This window comes from Actinokineospora lacus, from assembly GCF_053813445.1.
In genome coordinates this window covers 366,431-386,164 of record NZ_JBQERA010000001.1, presented here as the reverse complement: position 1 = coordinate 386,164, position 19,734 = coordinate 366,431, and the positions used below count along the sequence as shown (strand labels likewise).

The window sequence follows — 19,734 nt, the reverse complement described above, 5'->3', positions numbered from 1 at the left end:
CCACACCGGGGTGCGACGGGACTCTTTCCGGTGTCGAGCGGGGCTCGATCAGCTCTGCCAGGCGGCGTCGTTGGCGCTGTCGGAGGTGTAGGTCCCGTCAGCGTTGATCTGGCCGGTCTCGACGGTGGTCCACTCGTCCTCGCCGGTGTGCTGGGCCACGGTGACGTCGCCGTCGGCCTCGATCACGACCGCCTCGTCGGCCTGGCCGTCGGCGTCGCTGTCGACGAAGGCGTAGGTGTTGCCCTGCTCGTCGGTGACGATCGCGGTGTCGTTGGTGCCGTCGCCGTCCGAGTCGTACTCCGCGGCGCCGACCTGCATCTCGCCCTCGGCGGTGTCGACGGTCATCTGCTCGCCGCCGCCGGTGGTCTCGGCGGAGTCGTCCCCGGAGGTGTCCCCAGAAGTGTCCGTGGCTTCGGTGGTGTCCGTCGTCTCGGTCGTGTCGGTGGCCTCGGTGGTGTCGGTGGCCTCGGTGCCCCCGTCGGAGCCCGTGCCGCCGTCCGTGCCACTGTCCGCGCCGTCGCCGGAGGGGGCGTCGACGGAGTTGGGGTCGGCCGCGGTCCACTCGCCGCTGGCCTCGTCGTACTCGGCCGCGCCGGTCACCTTGCCCTCGGCGTCGAGCTCGACCATGGTGTCGGCGGTGCCGTCGCCGTCGGTGTCGTGGAAGGCCATGTAGCCGTCCTCGGTCTGCACCACGGCCGCGTCGTTGTCGCCGTCGGAGTCGTAGTCGTAGTTCTCGGTGACCTCGTACTCCTCGCCACCCACCTCGACGGTCAGCTCGTCGTGACCGGCGTCACTGGTGGCGTCAGTGGTGTCAGTGCTGTCCATGCCGCCGGTCTCGTCCACGTACACAGTGCCCCCTTGCTCTTCCCTCGCGGGATGTTCTGCCAATGCGGGTATGACTGACGCTTCGTCGGCGCGGTTCCCGCCGTTACGGATGTTCCTCACGGCGGGCGGGAAGGTCAGGATTTGTCGCGCAGGGACCGGATACCGGCGAGCAGCTTCTCCGCGCGCTCGCGGCCCGCCACGACGTCGGTCAGCCGCTTGTTCACCACGGTGACCCGCTTCTGGCGCTCGCTGACGTCGAGCCGCAGTGCCTTGTCGACCTCGCGCAACTGCTCCTCGATGCCCGTGATCCGCTTGCCGAGCGCCTCGTCGAGGGCCAGGGAGAGCTGGGACTCGGCGTCGATGAGCTGCTCGGAGACCAGCTGGTCCAAAGTGGATCTCGAATCGGCGATGGCGTCGGAGAGCCACTGCTTCATGTGCTGCTTGTCCGCGGTGTGCTTGCGGGTGCGCGCGATCCACCAGCCCGCGCCGAGGCCGATGATGACCGTGGGCACCAGCAGGATCGGCGCGACGACGGCGCCCGCCAGCGGCAGCACGGCCATCTTGCCCGCGCCGAAGCCGCCGGAGATGCCCATGAACACCAGCAGCTTGTCCTCGGCGGTCGGGGTGCGCTTCTCCGCGGCGCGCAGCACGACCTGCGCGCCGCCCGCGCGCGCGAACTGGCCGCGGATGACGGCGAGCTCGTCGGCGCTGAACAGGTCGGCCAGCACCAGGTCGGCGACCTGGTTGAGCCGGTTGCCCACCGAGTTGCCGACCCGGCTGGAGACCATCTGCAGCGCGGCGTCGACCTGGCCGGGCAGCTCCCGGATGCGGTCGCGGTCGGCGGCGTCGATGGCCGCGCGGAACCAGGTCTGCAGGTCGCGCATCTCCCGGCTGACCTCGTGGGCGTTGTCCAGCCGCGCGCGCTGGACCTCGCTGCGCAGCTTCACCTGCCAGCCCCTGGTGGACGAGCGGCGCTCGGCGGTCAGCTCGTCCTTGCGCGCCCGCAGCGCCTCGGCCTCGGCCTCGCCGGTGGTCAGCACCCGCTTCTCGGCCTCCAGCGTGACCGTCACCTCGTGCAGCGCGGAGGACAGCGCGCGCAGCGTGTTCGCCTCGGCCAGCATCACCGAGCGGCCCACTAGCAGCGACTGCAGCGCCGCGCGCAACTCGGTGACGCCGGATCGCTCCTTGAGCATGGCGGCGGCCTCGGGGCTGGGCGCCTTGCCCGCCATCTCGAACATCCGCGAGGACACCGGGTGGAAGGTGGCGCCCGCGAACCGCGGGGCGTGCGCGGCCAGCAGCGCCTGGTTGGCCTCCAGCACCTGCCGCCAGCCGCGGAAGGCGTCCACCTTGGACAGCGCGAACACGACCGTCTCCACCCGGTCGCCGATGCCCGCCAGGAAGTTCAGCTCCCCCACCGTGAACGGGGCGGAGGCGTCCACCACGAACAGCAGCGCGGTGGCCGTCGACGCCGCCTCCACGGCCAGCTCCCCGTGCACCGAGTCCAGCCCGCCGACGCCCGGGGTGTCGACGATGACCAGCTTCTCCAGCACCTCGGCCGGTCCGTCGATCTCGACGTAGCGCGGCGGGATCTCCCCGTCGGGCAGGTCGTGGGCGGCGGAGACCCAGTTGACGAGCCGGTCGAGCTCGACCGGGACCGGCGCGTGCTGGCCGGGGTAGCAGGCGCGGGCGTGCCACTGCGGGGCGTGGTCGAACACCAGGTAGGTCGCGGTGGCGACCTCGGCGTCGACCGGGGACAGCCCCGGGGCCTCGATCAGGGCGTTGACCAGCGAGCTCTTGCCGCGGTTCGTCTCCCCGACGACCACCGCGGAGGGCTTCTTGCCGCGCTTGCCGCGGGCGTCCTCCACCCACCGCGCCGCCTCCGGCTCGATGTCCTTGAGCAGCGCGAGCAAGGTCTCCCTGGCGTGGGCGACCTGCTTGGGCAGCGAGGGCGGCTGGGGCTTGGTCATGCGGTGGGCGCCTTGTAGACGGTGACGATCGGCGGGCGCAGCACCTGGCCGCGGTCGCTGAACCCGACGACCTCGGTCTCGGCGACCGTGCCGTCCAGGGCCGGGTCGTCGGTGTCGGCGGTGCCGCCCGCCTCGTGCACGGCCGGGTCGAAGTGCTGCCCGTCCGGGCGCAGGGCCAGCACGCCGACGCCCGCCAGCCCCTCCTCGATGCGCTCGGCGACGCCGGAGCTGCGCGCGCGGTCGTGGGCGTAGAGGCACAGCGCCACCATCGCCCGGCGCTCGGCGCTCAGCTGCTCGACGAGCGGGTCGACCGCGGGCGGCGGCGCGTACTCCGGGGCGGCGACCACCCGCGCCTCCACCTGCTGGGTGGCCTCGTCCTTGCGCTTGCCCTTGAACCAGGTAGCCATGTGTTCACCCAGCCTGTGGTTGAGCTGTTGCCATTGCTCGCGGGCTCATGGGGAGCCCGCGCCGTGTTGGGCCTTGAGCTGCTGCCAGATCAAGAAGTACGAGCGGTGCACGACGTGGGCGACGCGGCTCTGGGCCGGGGTGGCGCCGAAGGAGGCGAAGGACCGCCACCAGCCCGCGCGCTCCAGGGCGTAGGCCGACAGCTCCTTGGGCGGGCGGCCCCGCATGCCCAGCTGCTCGCCGACGTCGGCGGTGCTGCCCACCCGCAGCACCTCGTCGGCCAGGTCCTCGGGCATGTCGACCGCGCCGGAGGCGACCAGGGTCAGCGCCTCCAGCATCCGCAGCTGGTGGGCCTCGGGCTTGGCCAGCAGGACCTCGATGGCGTCGTGCACCCGCTGGCGCTCGCCCGGGTCGCCGGAGGCGTGCGCGAGGGCGGTCACCGAGGCGAGCGCGGCGGCGGCCTTGATCCCGTCGGCGCGGGCGCGGAAGACCCCGTCGAGGCGGGCGCGCACCCTGGCCAGGCCGGAGGACTCCAGCAGGCGGCGGCGCAGCGCGCCCGCGGTCAGGTCCGGGTCGGCGCGCAGGGCGTCCACCGCGGTGCGCACGCCGTAGAGGTCCAGCGTCTCCAGCAGCCGCAGCCTGGTGCCGACCGGGACGTCGCACTCCCAGCCGGTGAAGATGTCGGCGGACATGAGCATGGTCTCCCACGTCGCGTCGTCCAGCTTGGACAGCGCGCGCAGGGCGTCGGCGTCGGCGGAGGTGAACCCGCCGGACTCGGCGGACTCGGCGAGCAGGCCGATCACCGGGATGACGTCGGCGACGCGCGGCTTGAGCGTCTCGGCCTGCTTGGCGGCGATGATCGATGCGGCCTTCCAGATGTCGCCGTCGCTGCCCGCGACCGACTCCGGGGTGATGGTGTCGGCCTTGTTCAGCACCGCGATCGCGTTGACCGGGCCCGCGTCCCGGCTGGCGGTGGCGGCGGTGAAGGCGGCGAGGGCCTGCTGGTCGTCGGCGCGCACGCCCTGGGTGACGACGTAGAGCACGGCCTCGGCGCCCGCGACGGCGTTGCGCGAGGTGTCGTCGAGCTCGTTGTCCTTGCCGTCGCCATCGGTCTCGCTGTCGCCGTCGTCCTCGGGGTCCTTGCGGTGCTTGGCCGCGCCCAGCAGCTGTTCGGTGCGCTTGACCGAGGCCAGGTCGAGCGAGCCAAGGCCGGGGGTATCGATGACGGTCAGGTCGCGCAGGACGGCGTTGGTCAGGTACGCCTCCAGGTGCGAGACCTTGTCGAAGTCGACCTCCAGGTCCTTGGGGATCATGCCCGCGGCGTCGAAGGGCAGCACCTGCTTGCGGCCGTCGAAGAAGACCAGCTCGACCCGGTCGACGGAGCCGTACTGGAAGCGGGTCACCAGCCGCGTGCACTCGCCGACGTCGGTCGGGGCGACCCTGCGGCCGATGAGCGCGTTGACCAGAGTGGACTTGCCCGACTTGATCCGCCCGGCCACGGCGACCTGCAGCGGCGCGCCGAGCCTGCGCAGCACCTCGCGGAACCCGGCCGCGGTGCGCGCGGACACCTGCGGCTGCAGGCGCCCGCACAGGTGGGCGACGGCCGCCGAGAGCGGGCCGGCGAAGTTCGGCTGCTCGGTCACGCTTCTCCCCTCGGCACGCCAGAGATCGTGCCATGCCGGGGGGCCGACGCGCGGGCGGTCCTGGCAGTTCGCCCCGCCTACGCCGCAGGGCGTAGGCGGGGTGCGACGCGAGACGGACGCCGGGGCGGGCCGCGGCTGCCTACGCTTCCAGGGTGCGAAGGCTGAGCCTGTGGTTCCGGGCCCACCCGATGGCGGGGGACACCCACATCGCGGTGGCCCTCGCCCTGTTCGAGCTGCCCCTGGTGGCCGCCTCCCAGGGCGGCGCGCAGACGATCGTGTTCGTCCTGGTCGGGCTGGGCCTGGTGGCGCCGCTGGTGATCCGCAGGCGCAACCCGATGCTCTCGGCGTACCTGGTGCTGGCCGCCGGGGCGGTGCAGCTGGTGACCCACGGCCCGGGGACCGACACCACACCGGACCTGCGGCTGCGGCTGGCCGACCTGGCGCTGGGCATCTCGCTGTACACGCTGGTGGCCTACGTCGGCAGGCGCCAGGCGGCGCTGTACGTGCTGTGGCTGGCGATCGGCACCGGGGTGTGGGCGGTGTGGCGCTTCACGCTGCAAGAGGCCGTCATCATGATCCTGTTCGTCACGGTGACCTTCGCGCTGTGCTGGGTGCTGGGGGAGTTCGCGGGCGCCCGGCGGGCCTACCACGTCGAGGTGGAGCGGCGGCTGGCGCTGCTGGAGACCGAGCGCGACCACCAGGCCCGCATCGCGGTGGGGGAGGAGCGCGCCCGCATCGCCCGCGAGCTGCACGACGTGGTGGCCCACGCGGTGAGCGTCATGGTCGTGCAGTCCGAGGGCGCGGCCTACGCGGTGCGCGGCGAGCCGGAGCTGGCCGAGCAGGCGATGCGCACGGTCGCCCAGGCGGGCCGCGACGCCCTGACCGAGCTGCGGCGGCTGCTGGGCGTGCTGCGCAGCGACGACGCCGAGACCGGCCGCGCGCCGCAGCCCGGCGCGCAGTCGATCTCCGAGCTGGCCGAGCGGGTCCGCGCCGTCGGGGTGCCCGTCCTGCTGGAGCTGACCGGCGAGCTGGACGACCTGCCCGCGGGCGTCGGCCTCGGCGTGTACCGGATCGTCCAGGAGGCGCTGACCAACACGATCAAGCACGCGGGGCCCGGCGCGTCGGCCGCGGTGCGCGTGCGCCGGGAGGGCGACCAGGTGGAGCTGGACATCACCGACCGGGGCCGCGGGGTGAAGCGGGGCCTGTCGGAGGTCTCCGGCGGCAACGGCCTGATCGGCATGCGCGAGCGCGCGCACGTCTTCGGCGGCACGCTGGAGGCCGGGCCGCTGCCGACCGGCGGCTGGCGGGTGCGCGCCGTGCTCCCGGTCACGGCCGCTTAAAGAATGTTCAGCATCGGGGCGCTACGTTGGTCGCGTGATCCGCGTTGTGGTGGTCGACGACCAGGAGCTGATGCGCGTCGGGTTCCGCATGGTGCTCGGCGCCCAGGACGACATGGAGGTCGTCGGTGAGGCGGGCGACGGCCGCGCCGCCATCGAGCTGGCCGAGCGGCTGCGCCCCGACGTGGTGCTGATGGACGTCCGCATGCCGGTGCTCGACGGCGTCGAGGCGACCAAGGCGATCACCGCGGCGGGCACGTCGAAGGTCCTGGTGATGACCACTTTCGACCTCGACGAGTACGCGCTCTCGGCGCTGCGCTCGGGCGCGAGCGGCTTCCTGTTGAAGGACACGCCGCCCGCGCACCTGGTCTCCGCCCTGCGCTCGGTGGCCAGCGGGGACGCGGTGGTCTCCCCGAGCGTCACCCGCCGCCTGCTGGACCGCTTCCTGGGCCAGAACGGCGGCGAGCTGCGCGACGCGAAGGTCCTCGACGCCCTGACCGAGCGCGAGCGGGAGGTGCTGGTGCTCGTCGCCCAGGGCATGTCCAACTCCGAGATCGCCCGCAAGCTGTTCCTGTCCGAGGCCACGGTCAAGACCCACGTCGGCCGGGTGCTGTCCAAGCTGGACATCCGCGACCGGGTGCAGGCCGTCGTCCTGGCCTACGAGACCGGCCTCGTGCGCCCCGGCGACCTCTAGGCCGTGTTTCAGACCTGGCGGAACCGCTCGGCGTCCACCGTGGACGGATCGACCCCGGGCGTGACGACCTCGTCGAACCAGCGGCCCCAGTCCGGCCTGCTGCCGTCGACGTCGGTGAAGCCGTACTCCCGCATCAGCGTCCAGCTCGCCAGCGTCCGGCCCGCGAAGCGCGCCACCTCCGGGTCGGCGGCCAGGTGGGCCACCGCGCGCCCGAGGTACCGGGGCGTCTCGGACATGGCGTAGTTCGGGTCCGGCGCGTCGCGCCAGGTGGCCTCGGTGACGCCGAAGTGCTCCAGCATCATCTCCGAGCGCAGGAATCCCGGGGTCACGCCCATCGCCACCACCCCGTGCCCGCGCAGGTCGGTGCCCAGCACGCGGGCCATCGCCCGGATGCCGGACTTGACCAGGTAGTACGGCACGCCGACGCCCGGGTAGCTGTAGACGTCGTCGTCGCCGTCGGTCACCTCGATGACCAGCCCGCCCGCCGAGACCACCAGCGGCAGCAGGGTGTGCAGGGCGATCAGGTGGGTGTCGAGGCCGTTGTGCACCACCCCGAGCGCCTTGTCCAGGTCGGACTCCCACAGCGGCTTGTCGAACTCCACGAACGGATCGCCGCCCCACACGTCGTCGACCAGCACGTCGATCCGGCCGTGCTCGGCCGACACCCGATCCCGCAACGCGCGCACGTCGTCGACGACGGTGAAGTCGCAGCGCACCGGGATGCCCCGCCCGCCCGCGGCGTCGACCAGCTCCGCGGTCTCCTCGATGGTCTCCTTCCGCCCCATCGGCGACGCCGACTCCCTGGTCGTGCGCCCGGTGACGTACACCGTCGCGCCCGCGGCCCCCAGTTCGACCGCGATCCCCCGCCCGCAACCCCTGGTCGCCCCGGTGACGACGGCGATCTTGTCGCGCAGCATGTCCAGCCCCTCCTCAGTCGCGGCGCCAGCCCTCCAGCACCGCATCGATGTCCTCGGTCAGTCGGGTGACCATCCGGCCACTGGGGCGGATGGACCAGTCCAGCGCCCCGCCGTTGGTCAGCGCCAGCAGCACCCGGGCCGCGCGCGCGGGCGGGGGCATCCCGGGCAGCGCCGGGGCGGCCGCCGCGCACGCGCGCTCCAGTTCGGCCTCCGCGGCCGCGTAGTTCTCGCCCAGCATCGAGCGCAGGACCGGGTCCTGCAGGTCCACGCCGAGCTGTGCCAGGTGGTTCCCGGCCGCCGTGGCGTCCCCCAGGTCGAGATAGGACACCGTCGCGGCGGCGACCAGTCCGGCGACCGGGTCCGGCGCGGCGTCGCGCGCCGCGCGCATCGCCACCGAGGCCCTGGCGCTGAAGTGCGCGGTGAGCGCCCGCAGCAGGCCCGCTTTCGAGCCGAACCGGCCCGCGACCGTGCCCACCGACACGCCCGCCTCGGCGGCCACGCCCGCGATGGTGAAGCCCGGCCCCTCCCGGGCGATCACGCGCGACGTCGCGTCGAGAAGGCGCTGGTCGCTGATGGTGCGCGGGCGGGGCACGTTTTATTGAACCACCATTCAGTAACTACCGCCACCCCTACCCCGCGTGACCGGGAATCAGGGTGCCATCAGGGTCATCACTGACGAGATCACTCGTTCGGCTGAGCGAAGCTACACCCGGAAGCTGACCCTAGGTCGCTACCGCAGGACGACGCCGCCGGCTCTTGACACGGGCAGGATGGAGTCATTACGGGGGATGCCGCGCCGGGGATGCGTGGAACCACAGGCACTGAAACACCGAGGAGCCACCAATGATCGAGGCACGGGGCCTCACCAAGCGGTACGGCAAGACGCTGGCCGTCGACAACCTCTCCTTCTCCGTCACCGCCGGTCGGGTGACCGGCTTCCTCGGTCCCAACGGCGCCGGGAAGTCCACCACCATGCGGATGATCCTCGGCCTCGACACCCCCAGCGGCGGCTCCGCGCTCATCGACGGCAAGCCCTACGCGCAGCTCAAGCACCCGCTGCGCACCGTCGGCGCGCTGCTCGACGCCAAGTGGGTGCACCCGAACCGCTCGGCCCGCGCGCACCTGCGCTGGCTGGCCAAGTCCAACCGGCTGCCCGCCACGCGGGTCGACGAGGTGCTGGAGCTGGTCGGTCTCAGCGGGGTCGCCAGCAAGCGCGCGGGCGGGTTCTCCCTGGGCATGTCCCAGCGCCTCGGCATCGCGGGCGCCCTGCTGGGCGACCCGCAGGTGCTGCTGTTCGACGAGCCGGTCAACGGCCTCGACCCCGAGGGCATCCTCTGGATCCGCAAGTTCATGCACCGCCTGGCCGACGAGGGCCGCACCGTCTTCGTCTCCAGCCACCTGCTCTCGGAGATGGCCCTGACCGCCCAGGAGCTCATCGTGATCGGCCGCGGCAGGCTGATCGCGCAGAGCAGCACCGAGGACTTCGTCAACGCCGCGTCGGAGAACACCGTGCGCGTGCGCAGCCCGCAGCTGCCCGCCCTGCGCGCCGCGCTGGGCCGCACCGGGGTCTCGGTGCGCGACGAGGGCGACAGCCTGGTCGTGTCCGGGATGGACTGCGCCGACATCGGCGAGCTGGCCGCGGCCACCGGCGCCGTGCTGCACGAGCTCAGCCCGCAGCGCGGCTCCCTCGAGGAGGCGTTCATGCAGCTGACCGGCGACTCCGTCGAGTACCACACCGAGCTGGACCCCGCCGTCGCCGACCTGATCACCGCGGGGAAGTGACGTCATGACCCTGCTCGCCGTCGAACGCATCAAGCTCTTCACCACCCGCTCGCCCTGGTGGTCCGCCCTGGCCGCGCTGCTGCTCACCATCGGGTTCGCCGCGCTGATGGCGGGCACCGCCGACGACACCGCGCCGATGAACCTGGCCGCCACCCAGTTCGGCTACGGCTTCGGCGTCGTGGTGATCATGGTGATGGCCGCGCTGGCGGTCACCACCGAGTACCGCTTCTCCACGATCCGCGCCACCTTCCTGGCCGTGCCGAACCGCACCGCCGCCCTGCTGGCCAAGACCGCCGTCGTGGCCACCCTCGGCGGGATCATCGGCACGCTGGCCGCCTTCGGCTCCTGGGGCATGGCCAGGCTCCTCGCCCCGGACGCCCAGCTGGCGCTGAACACCCCGTACGCCTGGCGCGCGGTCGCCGGTGTCGGGCTCGTCTACTTCTTCTCCGCGATCATCGCCATCGCGGTGGGCACGCTGATCCGCCACTCCGCGGGCGCCATCTCGCTGCTGCTGATCTACTCCCAGCTCGTCGAGGGCCTGGTCCAGCTCATCCCGAACGTCGGCGACGACATCTACCGGTGGCTGCCGTTCAACGTGGCCAACAACTTCGTCACCGGGAACCCGGACCCGAGCCCGCGCGACGTGCAGTTCGGCCCGCCGCCCTCGACCGCGGAGCTGGGCCCGTGGTGGTCGCTGGCCTACTTCGCCGGGTTCGCCCTGCTCCTGCTGATCCTGTCGATCGTCTCGGCCAACAAGAGGGACGCCTGATGACCACGCTGCTCGCCACCGAGCGCATCAAGCTGCTCACCACCCGCTCGCCGTGGTGGTCCGCCCTGGCCGCGCTCGGCCTCACCATCGGCTTCGCGCTGATCTTCGCGCTCAACGCCAGCCGCCCGAGCGAGGTCGAGGTCGCCCAGACCCAGTTCGGCTACCAGTTCGGGCTGATGGTCGTGCTGGTGATGGCCGCGCTGGCGGTCACCACCGAGTACCGCTTCTCCACCATCAAGTCCACCTTCCTGGCCGTGCCGAACCGCAGCGCGGCCCTGCTGGCCAAGACCGCCGTGGTCGCGCTGCTGGCCGTGGCCATCGGCCTGGTCGCCGCGTTCGGCTCGCTGGCCGTGGGCGTGTTCCTGATGCCCGAGGCGAACCTGGCCCTGGACTCCGGCGCTGAGTGGCGCGTCATCCTGGGCGTGCCGATGGTCTTCGGCGTCGCGGCGGTGATGGCCGTCGCGGTGGGCGTCCTGCTGCGCCAGTCCGCCGGGGCGATCGCGCTGCTGCTGATCTGGTCGATGCTGGTGGAGAACCTGGTCACGCTGATCCCGAACGTCGGGCAGGACATCCGCTCCTGGATGCCGTTCGCCATGTCGGAGAACTTCCTGCTCGGGCCCTACGAGGAGCGGCCCCTGGGCCCGTGGGCCTCGCTGGCCTATTTCGCGGGCGTCGGCGTCGCGCTGCTCATCGCGGCGCTGGTCGTGGCCCGCAAGCGGGACGCCTAGCGCCACCGGTCCGGCGCGCGAAATTCGGGGAGCGCGCGGGACCGGCCGGGGGAAATGACGGAGCCCGGGTCGCCTTTCGGGGGGCGACCCGGGCTTCGCGCTTCCCACCTGCGCCTTTCGCGGGCAGGTGGCAATTTTCATGCCCCAAGCGGGATATTCACCCGGTTTGGTTTCGATGAACGAGCGAGTTCATTAAATACACGTTAAGCGGTGGTGAGGTCGCGCACAGAATGCGGACAATGGGGATTCCGCACGGTCATATGGAGGGCAGAGCCCGTCACAGGAGCCCCTGGAGGTGAACCTTGACGGTGGTCAAAGCCAGCATCCCTCGGCAGTCACAGTCCGAGCCGACACCGCAGAGTCGCGGCGGTCTGCACGTCGAACCCCTCATCGGCCTGGAGTGGTCCGACGCCATCGAGCAACCCAGCGGTCTCGCCGCCGCCGCGCCCGCCGACGCGCGCAGATCCTGGCTGCACCGCGCCCCCGAGCCACAGGTCGTCGCCCTGTACCGGGCCGCGGCGGCGGCCGACCCCCACCTGCCCGCCCCGTGGTGGCTGCACGCGGTCGCGGAGGGCACGCTGAGCAGCAGACGCGAGGGCTTCGCCGTGGAGGACCGGGTCGCCAAGCTGCTCTCCGCCCGCCCCGGCTGGGTGTTCGTGCCGTGGGCCATCGACGGCGACACCGGCTACTGGGAGTTCATGCCGTCGGAGCGGACGCTGGGCGAGCCCGGCGTGCCCACCACCCTCGCCCACACCAGCAGACACGGGGGCTGGATCGACGTCATCGGCGTGCACGCCCGCAAGCCGCCCGCCCCGATCCCCGTCGCCGGGCTGGCCGACCTGCGCTCCAACCTGGCCATGCTGGAGTCCATCAGGGCCTGACCTGGGCGCGTGGCAGGCTTGCGCGCGTGGAATCGACGAATCAGCACCGGCGCTCCGTCGTCAGCTTCGTGCACCGCGGCGGCCGGATGACCGTCGGGCAGGCGCGCGCCTGGGAGCGGCGCTGGCCGGAGCTGGGCCGCCAGGTCGCCGAGCTGCCTGAGGGCCCGCTCGACCTCGCGGCCTGGTTCGGCCGGGACGCGCCGGTCCTGCTGGAGATCGGCTCCGGCATGGGCGAGACCACCTCGCGGCTGGCCGCGGCCGCGCCGGAGCTGAACTACCTCGCCGTCGAGGTCTACCAGCCGGGCCTCGCCCAGCTGCTGCTGCGCGCCGAGGACCTGGGCCTGGCCAACCTGCGGATGCTGCGCGGCGACGCCGTCGACCTGCTCACCGACCACATCCGCCCGGACTCCCTGGCGGGCCTGCGGATCTTCTTCCCCGACCCGTGGCCCAAGAAGCGCCACCACAAGCGCAGGCTGGTCCAGCCCGGCTTCATCGCGCTGGCCGCCTCCCGGCTGGCCCCGGGCGCCGTCCTGCACCTGGCCACCGACTGGGCGGAGTACGCCGAGCAGATGCTGGCCGTCCTCTCCGCCGAGCCCAGGCTGCGCAACGCCCACGACGGCTGGGCGCCGCGGCCGGACTGGCGGCCGGTGACGAAGTTCGAGTCCCGGGCCGACGTCGAGGGGCGCGTCTCCCGAGACCTGATGTTCCACCGGGTGACGGATTGACCCTGCGTGACTCCAGCCAGCGCGACATCACACGGTCGAGTAGTCGAGCCGGGCGGCCCGGGTACCGATATCAGTGATGTGACCGCTCTGCGCGATGACCCGACGACGCTCTCCGCGCGCTCGGCGCGGAACCCGCTGCTCGCCGAGGCCGCCGCGTTCCTGCGGGAGTTCCACGCCGCGCGCCCCAAGGCGGGCAGCGTCGACGCGCGGATGGCCAAGGTGCGCGCCGAGATCGCGGCCACCGGCACCTACCGGCACACCCCCGCCGAGCTGGCCTTCGGCGCCCGGGTCGCGCTGCGCGACAGCGGCTGGTGCCCCTCGGCGGTGCCGTGGCGCGGCATCCTGGTGCGCGACCTGCGCCAGGTCCGCGACTCCGCGGCCGTCGCCGAGCACTGCGCCCAGCACCTGGTGATGGCCGCGGGCGGCGGCGCCGTCCAGCCGGTGGTCACCGTCTTCGCCCCGGACACCCCGTGGCGGCCGGGCCCGCGCATCCGCAACGACCAGCTCGTGCGCTACGCGGGCTACCGGATGGCGGACCGGGTCGTGGGCGACCGCCGCTACGTCGACTTCACCACCGGGGTGTGCCGCCTGGGCTGGCGCCCGCCGAGCACGCGCGGCGCGTTCGACCACCTGCCGCTGGTCGTGGAGACCGACCACGAGGGCGTGCGCGCGCACACGCTGCCGCGCGAGGCGGTGCTGGAGGTGCCGCTGGCACACCCGGACCTGCCGTGGCTGGCGGGCCTGGGGCTGCGCTGGCACGCGGTGCCGGTGATCAGCAACACCCGCCTGACCATCGGCGGCATCGAGTACCCCTCCACCCCGTACAACGGGGTTTACCTGTGCCGCGCCGTCGGCGAGGACGTCCTGGCCGACGAGGCCGCCTACGGCTTCGCCCCGGTCATCGCCGAGCGCCTGGGCCTGGACACCACCTCCGAGCGCACCCTCTGGCGCGAGCGCGTCGCCGTCGAGCTGAACCGGGCGGTGCTGCACTCCTTCGACACCGCCGGGGTGGCGGTGGAGCACTCACCGGAGGCGTACGTGCCCGCGGCCGAGGCGCCGGGGCGGCCGGGCTTCCGCCGCCGCTGAGGGGTTGGCAGGATCGCGGGCATGTCCTCGCGTCTGCGTGCTCCCATCGTCCTGCCCTGTGACCCGGCGTGCTCGGTTCTGCGCGACGCCGTGGTGGACGTCGACGACGCGGGCCGGATCACCTACTGCGGGGCGGCGGCCTCGGCCCCCGCCTCCGACGCGCCGGTCCGCGCGCTCAGCGGCATCCTCATGCCCGGCCTGGTCAACACCCACGCCCACAGCCCGATGACGGTCCTGCGCGGCATGGGCGGCGACCTCCCGCTGATGCGCTGGCTGACCGAGGTGATCTGGCCGACCGAGGCGAGGATGACCCCGGCCGACGTGCGCGCGGGGATGGTCCTGGGCTCGGTGGAGATGCTGCGCGCGGGCGTCACCACGTCGGCGGAGATGTACTTCCACGGCGCCGAGGTCGCCTCCGCGGTGCTGGAGACCGGCGCCCGGGTCGTGCTGGCGCCCGCCATCATCGACGCCCCCGGCTGGGACTGGCGCGCGCTGCTGGCGGAGGTCGACGCCTGGATCGACGCCGACGGCCTGCGCTTCGGCCCCGGTGAGCGGGTGGAGCTGGGCTACGGCCCCCACTCGGCGTACACCCTGCCCCCCGCCGCGCTGACCGCGGTCGGCGAGTCCGCCCGCGCGCGCGGCGCCCTGGTGCAGATCCACGTGGCCGAGTCCCTGGCGGAGGACGTCGCCCAGCGCGAGGCCCACGGGTCGGTCCCGGCCCTGCTGGCGTCGTCGGACCTCCTGGGCGGCCGGGTCCTGGCCGCCCACGCCGTCCACCTGTCCGATTCGGACATCGCCCTGTTCGCCTCGGCGGGCGTCTCGGTGGCGCACTGCGCGGGCTCCAACGCCAAGCTGGCCTCCGGCATCGCCCGCGTCCCCGCCCTGCTGGCCGCGGGCGTCCCCGTCGGCCTGGGCACCGACGGCCCGGCCAGCAACGACGACCTGGACCTGTGGGAGGAGATGCGCTGGACCGCCATGCTGGCCCGCGTGTCCACGATGGACTCCACCGTCCTCGGCGCCCCCGACGTCCTGCTCATGGCCACCCGAGGCGGCGCCGCCGCCCTGCACCGCACCGACATCGGCGCCCTGGAACCGGGCGCGTGGGCGGACCTGGTCCACGTGGGCGTGGACGACCCCGCCTTCGCGGGCGGCCTCGACGTCTCCGACACCCAGCTGATCGCCAACCTCGTCTGGGCGGCGGGCTCCCGCACGGTGACCGACGTCTGGGTGGCAGGCGAGCTGGTGATCGCCGACCGCGAACCCACCAAGGTCGACCGCACCGCCGCCCAGTCCGCCACCGCGACCATCACCGCCAGGCTGACCGCATAACAGGCACCCCACGTCAAACCGCCATCCACAGCCAACGCAGCTGTCCACAACCGACCAGTAACCCGCCTTCGCGACCCCCCACCGCCGATAGACTGGCCCAGGGCCGACCCCCCAGTGGTGTGGCGGGGGATGAGGTCATGTGGGGCGTGGCGCGACGTGGCTGGCCGCGCAAGTCGGGTGGGCAGCGGTCGGGTGCGCGGGATCTCGGGTGCACGGGTCGTGGGGGGGCAAGGGGGCTGTGCGGGTCGGATGTGCGGCGAAGTCGGGTGGCTGCGCGGGGCAGGGGTGGGACGCGTGCGCAGGTTTGGGTGGGTGGCGCGGTCGGGTGGTGGCGCCCTTGTGGCTCGGGTGGTCAGGCTTGGGGGATGCCGTGGCCGGTCGGGCGGTATTCGATCAGCAGGATTCGGCCGTCCAGGGTGCGGTGGTCTGCCAGGGCCAGGTCGGCTGAGGGGGCGTTGGCGAAGGCCGGTTCGCGGCCGGGAGCGCCGACGAGCACAGCCATCTCCTTCGCGGGGCCAGGGCCCGGCTATCGCGATCGGGGTTTGAGGACAAACCCTAGGCGCGGGAGCGGACGATGAGTTCGGTGAGGTGGGCGTCGTCCGGGGCGGTGGCGGCGTGGTGGACGGCGGCGGCCACCGACTCGGGGCGCAGGTAGCGGTGGGGTTCGTAGTCGCCGCCTTCGTCGGCGCGGACCGTGCGCTGCATGTCGGTGGCGGTGCGGCCGGGGTAGACGGTGGTGACGCGGAGGTCGGGTTCCTCGGCGCGCAGGACGTCGGCGTAGGCGCGCAGGGCGAACTTGCTCGCCGCGTAGGGGCCCCAGCCCGCGTTGGCCACTCGGCCCGCGCCGGAGTTCAGCAGGATCACGCGGCCGCGGGCGGCGCGCAGGGCGGGCAGGAGCAGGCGGGTGAGTTCGGCGACGGCGATCACGTTGACCTCGTACATCCGCCGCCACAGCTCCGCCGACGCCGAGGTGAGGGGGCCGACGCGGCCCATGCCCGCGGAGTGGACCAGCACGTCGAGGCGGTCGACGCCCGCGACGGCGGTGGCCAGGGCCGCCGCGTCGGTCAGCTCCACGGGCCACGGCCGGGCGTCCGGCAGGGCGTCGGCCAGCGACGACAGCGCGGCGGGGTCGCGGCCGCCGAGCAGGAGGGTGTGGGTGTCGGCGAGCGAGGCGGCCACGGCGGCGCCGATGCCGCGCGACGCCCCCGTGATCAGCGCGAGCGGGCGAGTCATGGCCCGAATGTAGACCGGCGCCCGGGAGGGGCGCCGGTCCACTCCGGAGCGGATCAGCCGATGTCGCCGCCCGGCTTCCACACCACGGCGACCGACGGGCGCGGCTGGGAGTCGCCGCCGTCGGGCCAGTGCGAGAGCGGGTTGTTGGCGCTGGCGCCGTCGATCTCACCGGGGTGCTGCACCGAGACCAGGACGAACTCGTCCTCGATCACCGGACCGCAGGTCTCCGCGCCGCGCGGCACGGTGAGGAACTGCTTGAGGTGGCCGCGCTCGGGTCCGGAGGTGGCCGTGGCGAACAGGCCGTCGTTGGAGCCCAGGGCGTTGCCGTCGGTGGAGATCCACAGGTTGCCGTGACCGTCGAAGGCCAGGTTGTCCGGGCACGAGATCGGGCTGACCTGGGACTTGTCGTAGCCGCCGAAGTAGGTGTCGCCCGAGGCCGGGTCGCCGCAGACGAGCAGGAGGCGCCAGGTGAAGGACAGCGCCGTGTGGTCGCGGCGGTCCTCCTCCCACTCCAGCACGTGGCCGTGGCGGTTGCCGCTGCGCGGGTTGATCTCGGTCGGGCCTTCCTTGCCCGGCTTGCCGCGGTCGGTGTTGTTGGTCAGCGCGGCGTACACGCGGCCGTCGCGGGGGTTGGCCTCGATGTCCTCGGGGCGGTCCATCTTGGTCGCGCCGACGATGTCGCCCGCCTGCCGGGTGAAGGTGTAGACCTCCTCGGCGGTCATGCCGGGCACGAACGACTTGCGGCCGCTGGCCAGCGGAATCCACTTGCCCCGGCCGTCGTAGGCGCCGTCGGCGGGCAGCTCGCCGGTGCCGATCTCGCCCGCGGGGGAGTCGCCGGTGAACTTCGCGACGTACAGGGTGCCCTCGGTGAGCAGCTTCTTGTTGTGCGCGCGGGCCAGGCGGCTGTGCCCGGGGCGCATCCGCTCCTTGGAGACGAACTTGTAGATGTAGTCGAAGCGCTCGTCGTCGCCCATGTACGCGACCACGCGGCCGTCGCGGGCCACGTGCACGGTGGCGCCCTCGTGCTTGAAGCGGCCCAGCGCGGTGTGCTTGACCGGCTTGGCGTCGGGCTCGTACGGGTCGATCTCGACGATCCAGCCGAAGCGGTTGGCCTCGTTGGGCTCCTTCGACAGGTCGAAGCGCTCGTCGAAGTTCTCCCACTTGCGGCCGCTGGCGCCGCTGACCATGCCGTAGCGGGCCAGCCGGGCGAGCGTGGCCGGGTCGGTGACCTTGTTGCCGTTGGCGAAGTACTGGTTGAAGTTCTCCTCGCCGGACAGGATCGTGCCCCACGGCGTGACGCCGCCGGCGCAGTTGTTCAGCGTGCCCAGGACCCTGCGCCCGCTCGGGTCGGCCTTGGTCTTGAGCAGGTCGTGCCCGGCCACCGGGCCGGACACGGCGAACTCGCTGGTCGCGGTGACGCGGCGGTTGTAGTGCCGGTCCACCTTGGCGTTCAGCGTGCCGCCGCGCTTGTCGCGCTCGACGACGACCACCGACAGGCCGTGGTTGGCCCAAGCGATCTCGACGTGCTCGCGCTTGGGCGCGGCCGGGTCGTAGTCCTTGAACATGAACGGCTCGGAGGTGTACTCGTGGCTGCTGACCATCAGCCACTTGTCGCGCGCGAGCGGCACCAGGCCGCAGAAGTCGTTGTTGAACCCGAACTGCCGCGCCGCCGCCGCGGGCGTCTGGGCGTCGAAGTCGAACGCGGGCGCGCCGGGCAGCACCGGGTCGCCCCAGCGGATCACGATGTCGCTGCGGTAGCCCGCGGGCGCGGTGATCGTGTCCGCGGTGTTGGGCGCCACGGCCCGGAAGTCCAGCCCGCGCGGGGGGCGGTGGCCGTGGGGCGCCGCCGCCGCGACACCGCTGCCCGAGAGGGCGGCCATGCCCGCGCCGGTCAGGCCCAGCACCGCGCCCGCCTTCAGCATCCCGCGCCGGGACACCATCGAGCGGACCACGTCGCCGAAGTACTGGTTGTCGGAGGTGTTCGGTGCCTCGTGCGAACAGGCGTTGCCGCAGCGGTACTCACAAGTCACCGCCGCGCGGCCGAGCGGGTGGTTCGGCGGCAGCAGCGGCAGGTTGATCCGGCCGTCATGCGACACAGTGGGCCTCCTCGGGCTGTCCGTGACAGCCGTTTCGCGTCAGGTGGGAACGGGCGCGAACCTAAGAGCCGGAAACCATGCGCGGCGGACATCGGGGTGAACGGGCAGCGAACACTGCTGTGTCATCGCAGGTCGCTGCGGTGCGTGCCGCCACGGTCGCGCACCGGAACCGGACCGGGCCGCCGCCGGGTGGCGAAACACCCCGCGGCGGCCCGGCGGGCTCAGCGCTCGACCTCGCCCCGGATGAACGCCTCGACGGCCTGGAAGGCGTCGTCGTCGGAGTACTGCTCCGGCGGCGACTTCATGAAGTACGACGACGCCGACAGGATCGGCCCGCCGATACCCCGGTCCAGGGCGATCTTCGCGGCCCGGACCGCGTCGATGATCACGCCCGCGGAGTTCGGGGAGTCCCAGACCTCCAGCTTGTACTCCAGGTTCAGCGGGGTGTCGCCGAAGGAGCGGCCCTCAAGGCGCACGTAGGCCCACTTGCGGTCGTCGAGCCACGGCACGTGGTCCGACGGGCCGATGTGGACGTCGGCCTTGGCCATCTCGTGCGGGATCTGGGAGGTCACCGACTGGGTCTTGGAGACCTTCTTCGACTGCAGGCGGCTGCGCTCCAGCATGTTCATGAAGTCCATGTTGCCGCCGAAGTTGAGCTGGTAGGTCCGCTGCAGCTCCACCCCGCGGTCCTCGAACAGCTTGGCCATCACCCGGTGGGTGATCGTGGCGCCGACCTGGGACTTGATGTCGTCGCCGACGATCGGCACGCCCGCCTCGGTGAACTTCGCCGCCCACTCCGGGTCCGAGGCGATGAACACCGGCAGCGCGTTGACGAAGGCGACGCCCGCGTCGATGGCGCACTGGGCGTAGAAGCGGTCGGCGTCCTCTGAACCCACCGGCAGGTAGGACACCAGCACGTCGACCTCGGCCTCGCGCAGGGTCGCCACGACGTCCACCGGGTCCTCGTCGGACTCGGTGATGATCTGGCGGTAGTACTCGCCCAGGCCGTCGAAGGTGTGGCCGCGCTGCACGGTGACGCCCAGGGGCGGCACGTCGCAGATCTTGATGGTGTTGTTCTCGCTGGCCACGATGGCCTCGGACAGGTCGCGCCCGACCTTCTTGGCGTCGACGTCGAACGCGGCGACGAACTCCACGTCCCGGACGTGGTACTCGCCGAACTGGACGTGCATCAGTCCAGGGACCCGCGTCTTGGGATCAGCGTCGCGGTAGTAGTGCACACCTTGGACTAGCGACGCCGCGCAGTTACCGACGCCGACGATGGCCACCCGCACGCTCCGGCGGTTACCGCCCATTGTC

At 72.6% G+C, this 19,734-nt stretch carries 19 protein-coding genes; 9 read left to right on the top strand and 10 right to left on the bottom strand.

Annotated elements, in window-relative coordinates; translation table 11 throughout:
* Window positions 1–48: 48 nt before the first annotated feature.
* The 4 genes from ACTG9Q_RS01920 to ACTG9Q_RS01905 all read right to left on the bottom strand — a co-directional run bounded on the left by ACTG9Q_RS01920 (window position 49) and on the right by ACTG9Q_RS01905 (window position 4,840).
* Window positions 49–849 carry a hypothetical protein gene (locus ACTG9Q_RS01920; protein WP_455570799.1) on the bottom strand — a complete coding sequence of 267 codons (801 nt, stop codon included), beginning with the start codon at window positions 847–849 and terminating at the stop codon, window positions 49–51.
* 110 nt (window positions 850–959) lie between these two features.
* Window positions 960–2,792 (bottom strand): dynamin family protein, encoded by a 1,833-nt coding sequence (locus ACTG9Q_RS01915; protein ID WP_455570798.1) that lies wholly within the window; start codon window positions 2,790–2,792, stop codon window positions 960–962.
* On the bottom strand, window positions 2,789–3,199 hold the full coding sequence (gene grpE, locus ACTG9Q_RS01910; RefSeq protein WP_455570797.1) for a nucleotide exchange factor GrpE: 411 nt from the start codon (window positions 3,197–3,199) through the stop codon (window positions 2,789–2,791). Before grpE ends, ACTG9Q_RS01915 begins: the two co-directional genes overlap by 4 nt.
* Before the next feature lie 45 nt (window positions 3,200–3,244).
* A complete protein-coding gene (locus ACTG9Q_RS01905) occupies window positions 3,245–4,840 on the bottom strand; it encodes a dynamin family protein (RefSeq protein ID WP_455570796.1) in 1,596 nt (531 codons plus the stop codon).
* Window positions 4,841–4,992: 152 nt separating this feature from the next.
* On the opposite strand from ACTG9Q_RS01905, the gene ACTG9Q_RS01900 reads away from it, so the two are divergent.
* Both ACTG9Q_RS01900 and ACTG9Q_RS01895 read left to right on the top strand, forming a co-directional pair.
* Window positions 4,993–6,180 (top strand): sensor histidine kinase, encoded by a 1,188-nt coding sequence (locus ACTG9Q_RS01900; protein ID WP_455570795.1) that lies wholly within the window; start codon window positions 4,993–4,995, stop codon window positions 6,178–6,180.
* 34 nt (window positions 6,181–6,214) lie between these two features.
* Window positions 6,215–6,871 carry a response regulator gene (locus ACTG9Q_RS01895; protein ID WP_455570794.1) on the top strand — a complete coding sequence of 219 codons (657 nt, stop codon included), beginning with the start codon at window positions 6,215–6,217 and terminating at the stop codon, window positions 6,869–6,871.
* 8 nt (window positions 6,872–6,879) lie between these two features.
* Here ACTG9Q_RS01895 and ACTG9Q_RS01890 read toward each other — a convergent pair whose 3' ends face one another.
* Both ACTG9Q_RS01890 and ACTG9Q_RS01885 read right to left on the bottom strand, forming a co-directional pair.
* Window positions 6,880–7,785 carry an SDR family oxidoreductase gene (locus tag ACTG9Q_RS01890; protein ID WP_455571301.1) on the bottom strand — a complete coding sequence of 302 codons (906 nt, stop codon included), beginning with the start codon at window positions 7,783–7,785 and terminating at the stop codon, window positions 6,880–6,882.
* A 16-nt stretch (window positions 7,786–7,801) separates the two neighbouring features.
* Entirely contained in the window at window positions 7,802–8,380 is a 579-nt protein-coding gene (locus tag ACTG9Q_RS01885; protein ID WP_455570793.1) for a TetR family transcriptional regulator, read from the bottom strand.
* A 251-nt stretch (window positions 8,381–8,631) separates the two neighbouring features.
* Between ACTG9Q_RS01885 and ACTG9Q_RS01880 the strand changes: the two genes are divergently transcribed.
* The 7 genes from ACTG9Q_RS01880 (at window position 8,632) to ACTG9Q_RS01850 (ending at window position 15,088) form a co-directional block, all read left to right on the top strand.
* The gene (locus ACTG9Q_RS01880) at window positions 8,632–9,570 is read left to right on the top strand and encodes an ATP-binding cassette domain-containing protein (RefSeq protein WP_455570792.1); all 939 of its coding nucleotides are present in this window, start codon (window positions 8,632–8,634) and stop codon (window positions 9,568–9,570) included.
* 4 nt (window positions 9,571–9,574) lie between these two features.
* A complete protein-coding gene (locus ACTG9Q_RS01875; RefSeq protein ID WP_455570791.1) occupies window positions 9,575–10,339 on the top strand; it encodes an ABC transporter permease in 765 nt (254 codons plus the stop codon).
* Window positions 10,339–11,067, top strand: a complete 729-nt coding sequence (locus tag ACTG9Q_RS01870; protein WP_455570790.1) for an ABC transporter permease — start codon at window positions 10,339–10,341, stop codon at window positions 11,065–11,067. The genes ACTG9Q_RS01875 and ACTG9Q_RS01870 overlap by 1 nt, the downstream gene beginning before the upstream one ends.
* A 308-nt stretch (window positions 11,068–11,375) precedes the next feature.
* A complete protein-coding gene (locus ACTG9Q_RS01865; RefSeq protein WP_455571300.1) occupies window positions 11,376–11,948 on the top strand; it encodes a hypothetical protein in 573 nt (190 codons plus the stop codon).
* Window positions 11,949–12,034: 86 nt separating this feature from the next.
* The gene (gene trmB, locus ACTG9Q_RS01860; protein ID WP_455571299.1) at window positions 12,035–12,673 is read left to right on the top strand and encodes a tRNA (guanosine(46)-N7)-methyltransferase TrmB; all 639 of its coding nucleotides are present in this window, start codon (window positions 12,035–12,037) and stop codon (window positions 12,671–12,673) included.
* Between the two features lie 78 nt (window positions 12,674–12,751).
* Window positions 12,752–13,759 carry a nitric oxide synthase oxygenase gene (locus ACTG9Q_RS01855; protein WP_455570789.1) on the top strand — a complete coding sequence of 336 codons (1,008 nt, stop codon included), beginning with the start codon at window positions 12,752–12,754 and terminating at the stop codon, window positions 13,757–13,759.
* A gap of 21 nt (window positions 13,760–13,780) precedes the next feature.
* Window positions 13,781–15,088: an amidohydrolase family protein gene (locus ACTG9Q_RS01850; RefSeq protein WP_455570788.1), complete on the top strand. Its 1,308-nt coding sequence runs from the start codon at window positions 13,781–13,783 to the stop codon at window positions 15,086–15,088.
* Window positions 15,089–15,440: 352 nt separating this feature from the next.
* Here ACTG9Q_RS01850 and ACTG9Q_RS01845 read toward each other — a convergent pair whose 3' ends face one another.
* The 4 genes from ACTG9Q_RS01845 to ACTG9Q_RS01830 all read right to left on the bottom strand — a co-directional run bounded on the left by ACTG9Q_RS01845 (window position 15,441) and on the right by ACTG9Q_RS01830 (window position 19,730).
* Entirely contained in the window at window positions 15,441–15,590 is a 150-nt protein-coding gene (locus ACTG9Q_RS01845) for a hypothetical protein (protein WP_455570787.1), read from the bottom strand.
* Window positions 15,591–15,643: 53 nt separating this feature from the next.
* Window positions 15,644–16,321: an SDR family oxidoreductase gene (locus tag ACTG9Q_RS01840; protein WP_455570786.1), complete on the bottom strand. Its 678-nt coding sequence runs from the start codon at window positions 16,319–16,321 to the stop codon at window positions 15,644–15,646.
* Window positions 16,322–16,374: 53 nt separating this feature from the next.
* Complete coding sequence (locus ACTG9Q_RS01835; RefSeq protein WP_455570785.1) at window positions 16,375–18,417, bottom strand: PhoX family protein; 2,043 nt, start codon at window positions 18,415–18,417, stop codon at window positions 16,375–16,377.
* 221 nt (window positions 18,418–18,638) lie between these two features.
* Complete coding sequence (locus ACTG9Q_RS01830) at window positions 18,639–19,730, bottom strand: inositol-3-phosphate synthase (RefSeq protein WP_455570784.1); 1,092 nt, start codon at window positions 19,728–19,730, stop codon at window positions 18,639–18,641.
* Between the last annotated feature and the right edge of the window lie 4 nt (window positions 19,731–19,734).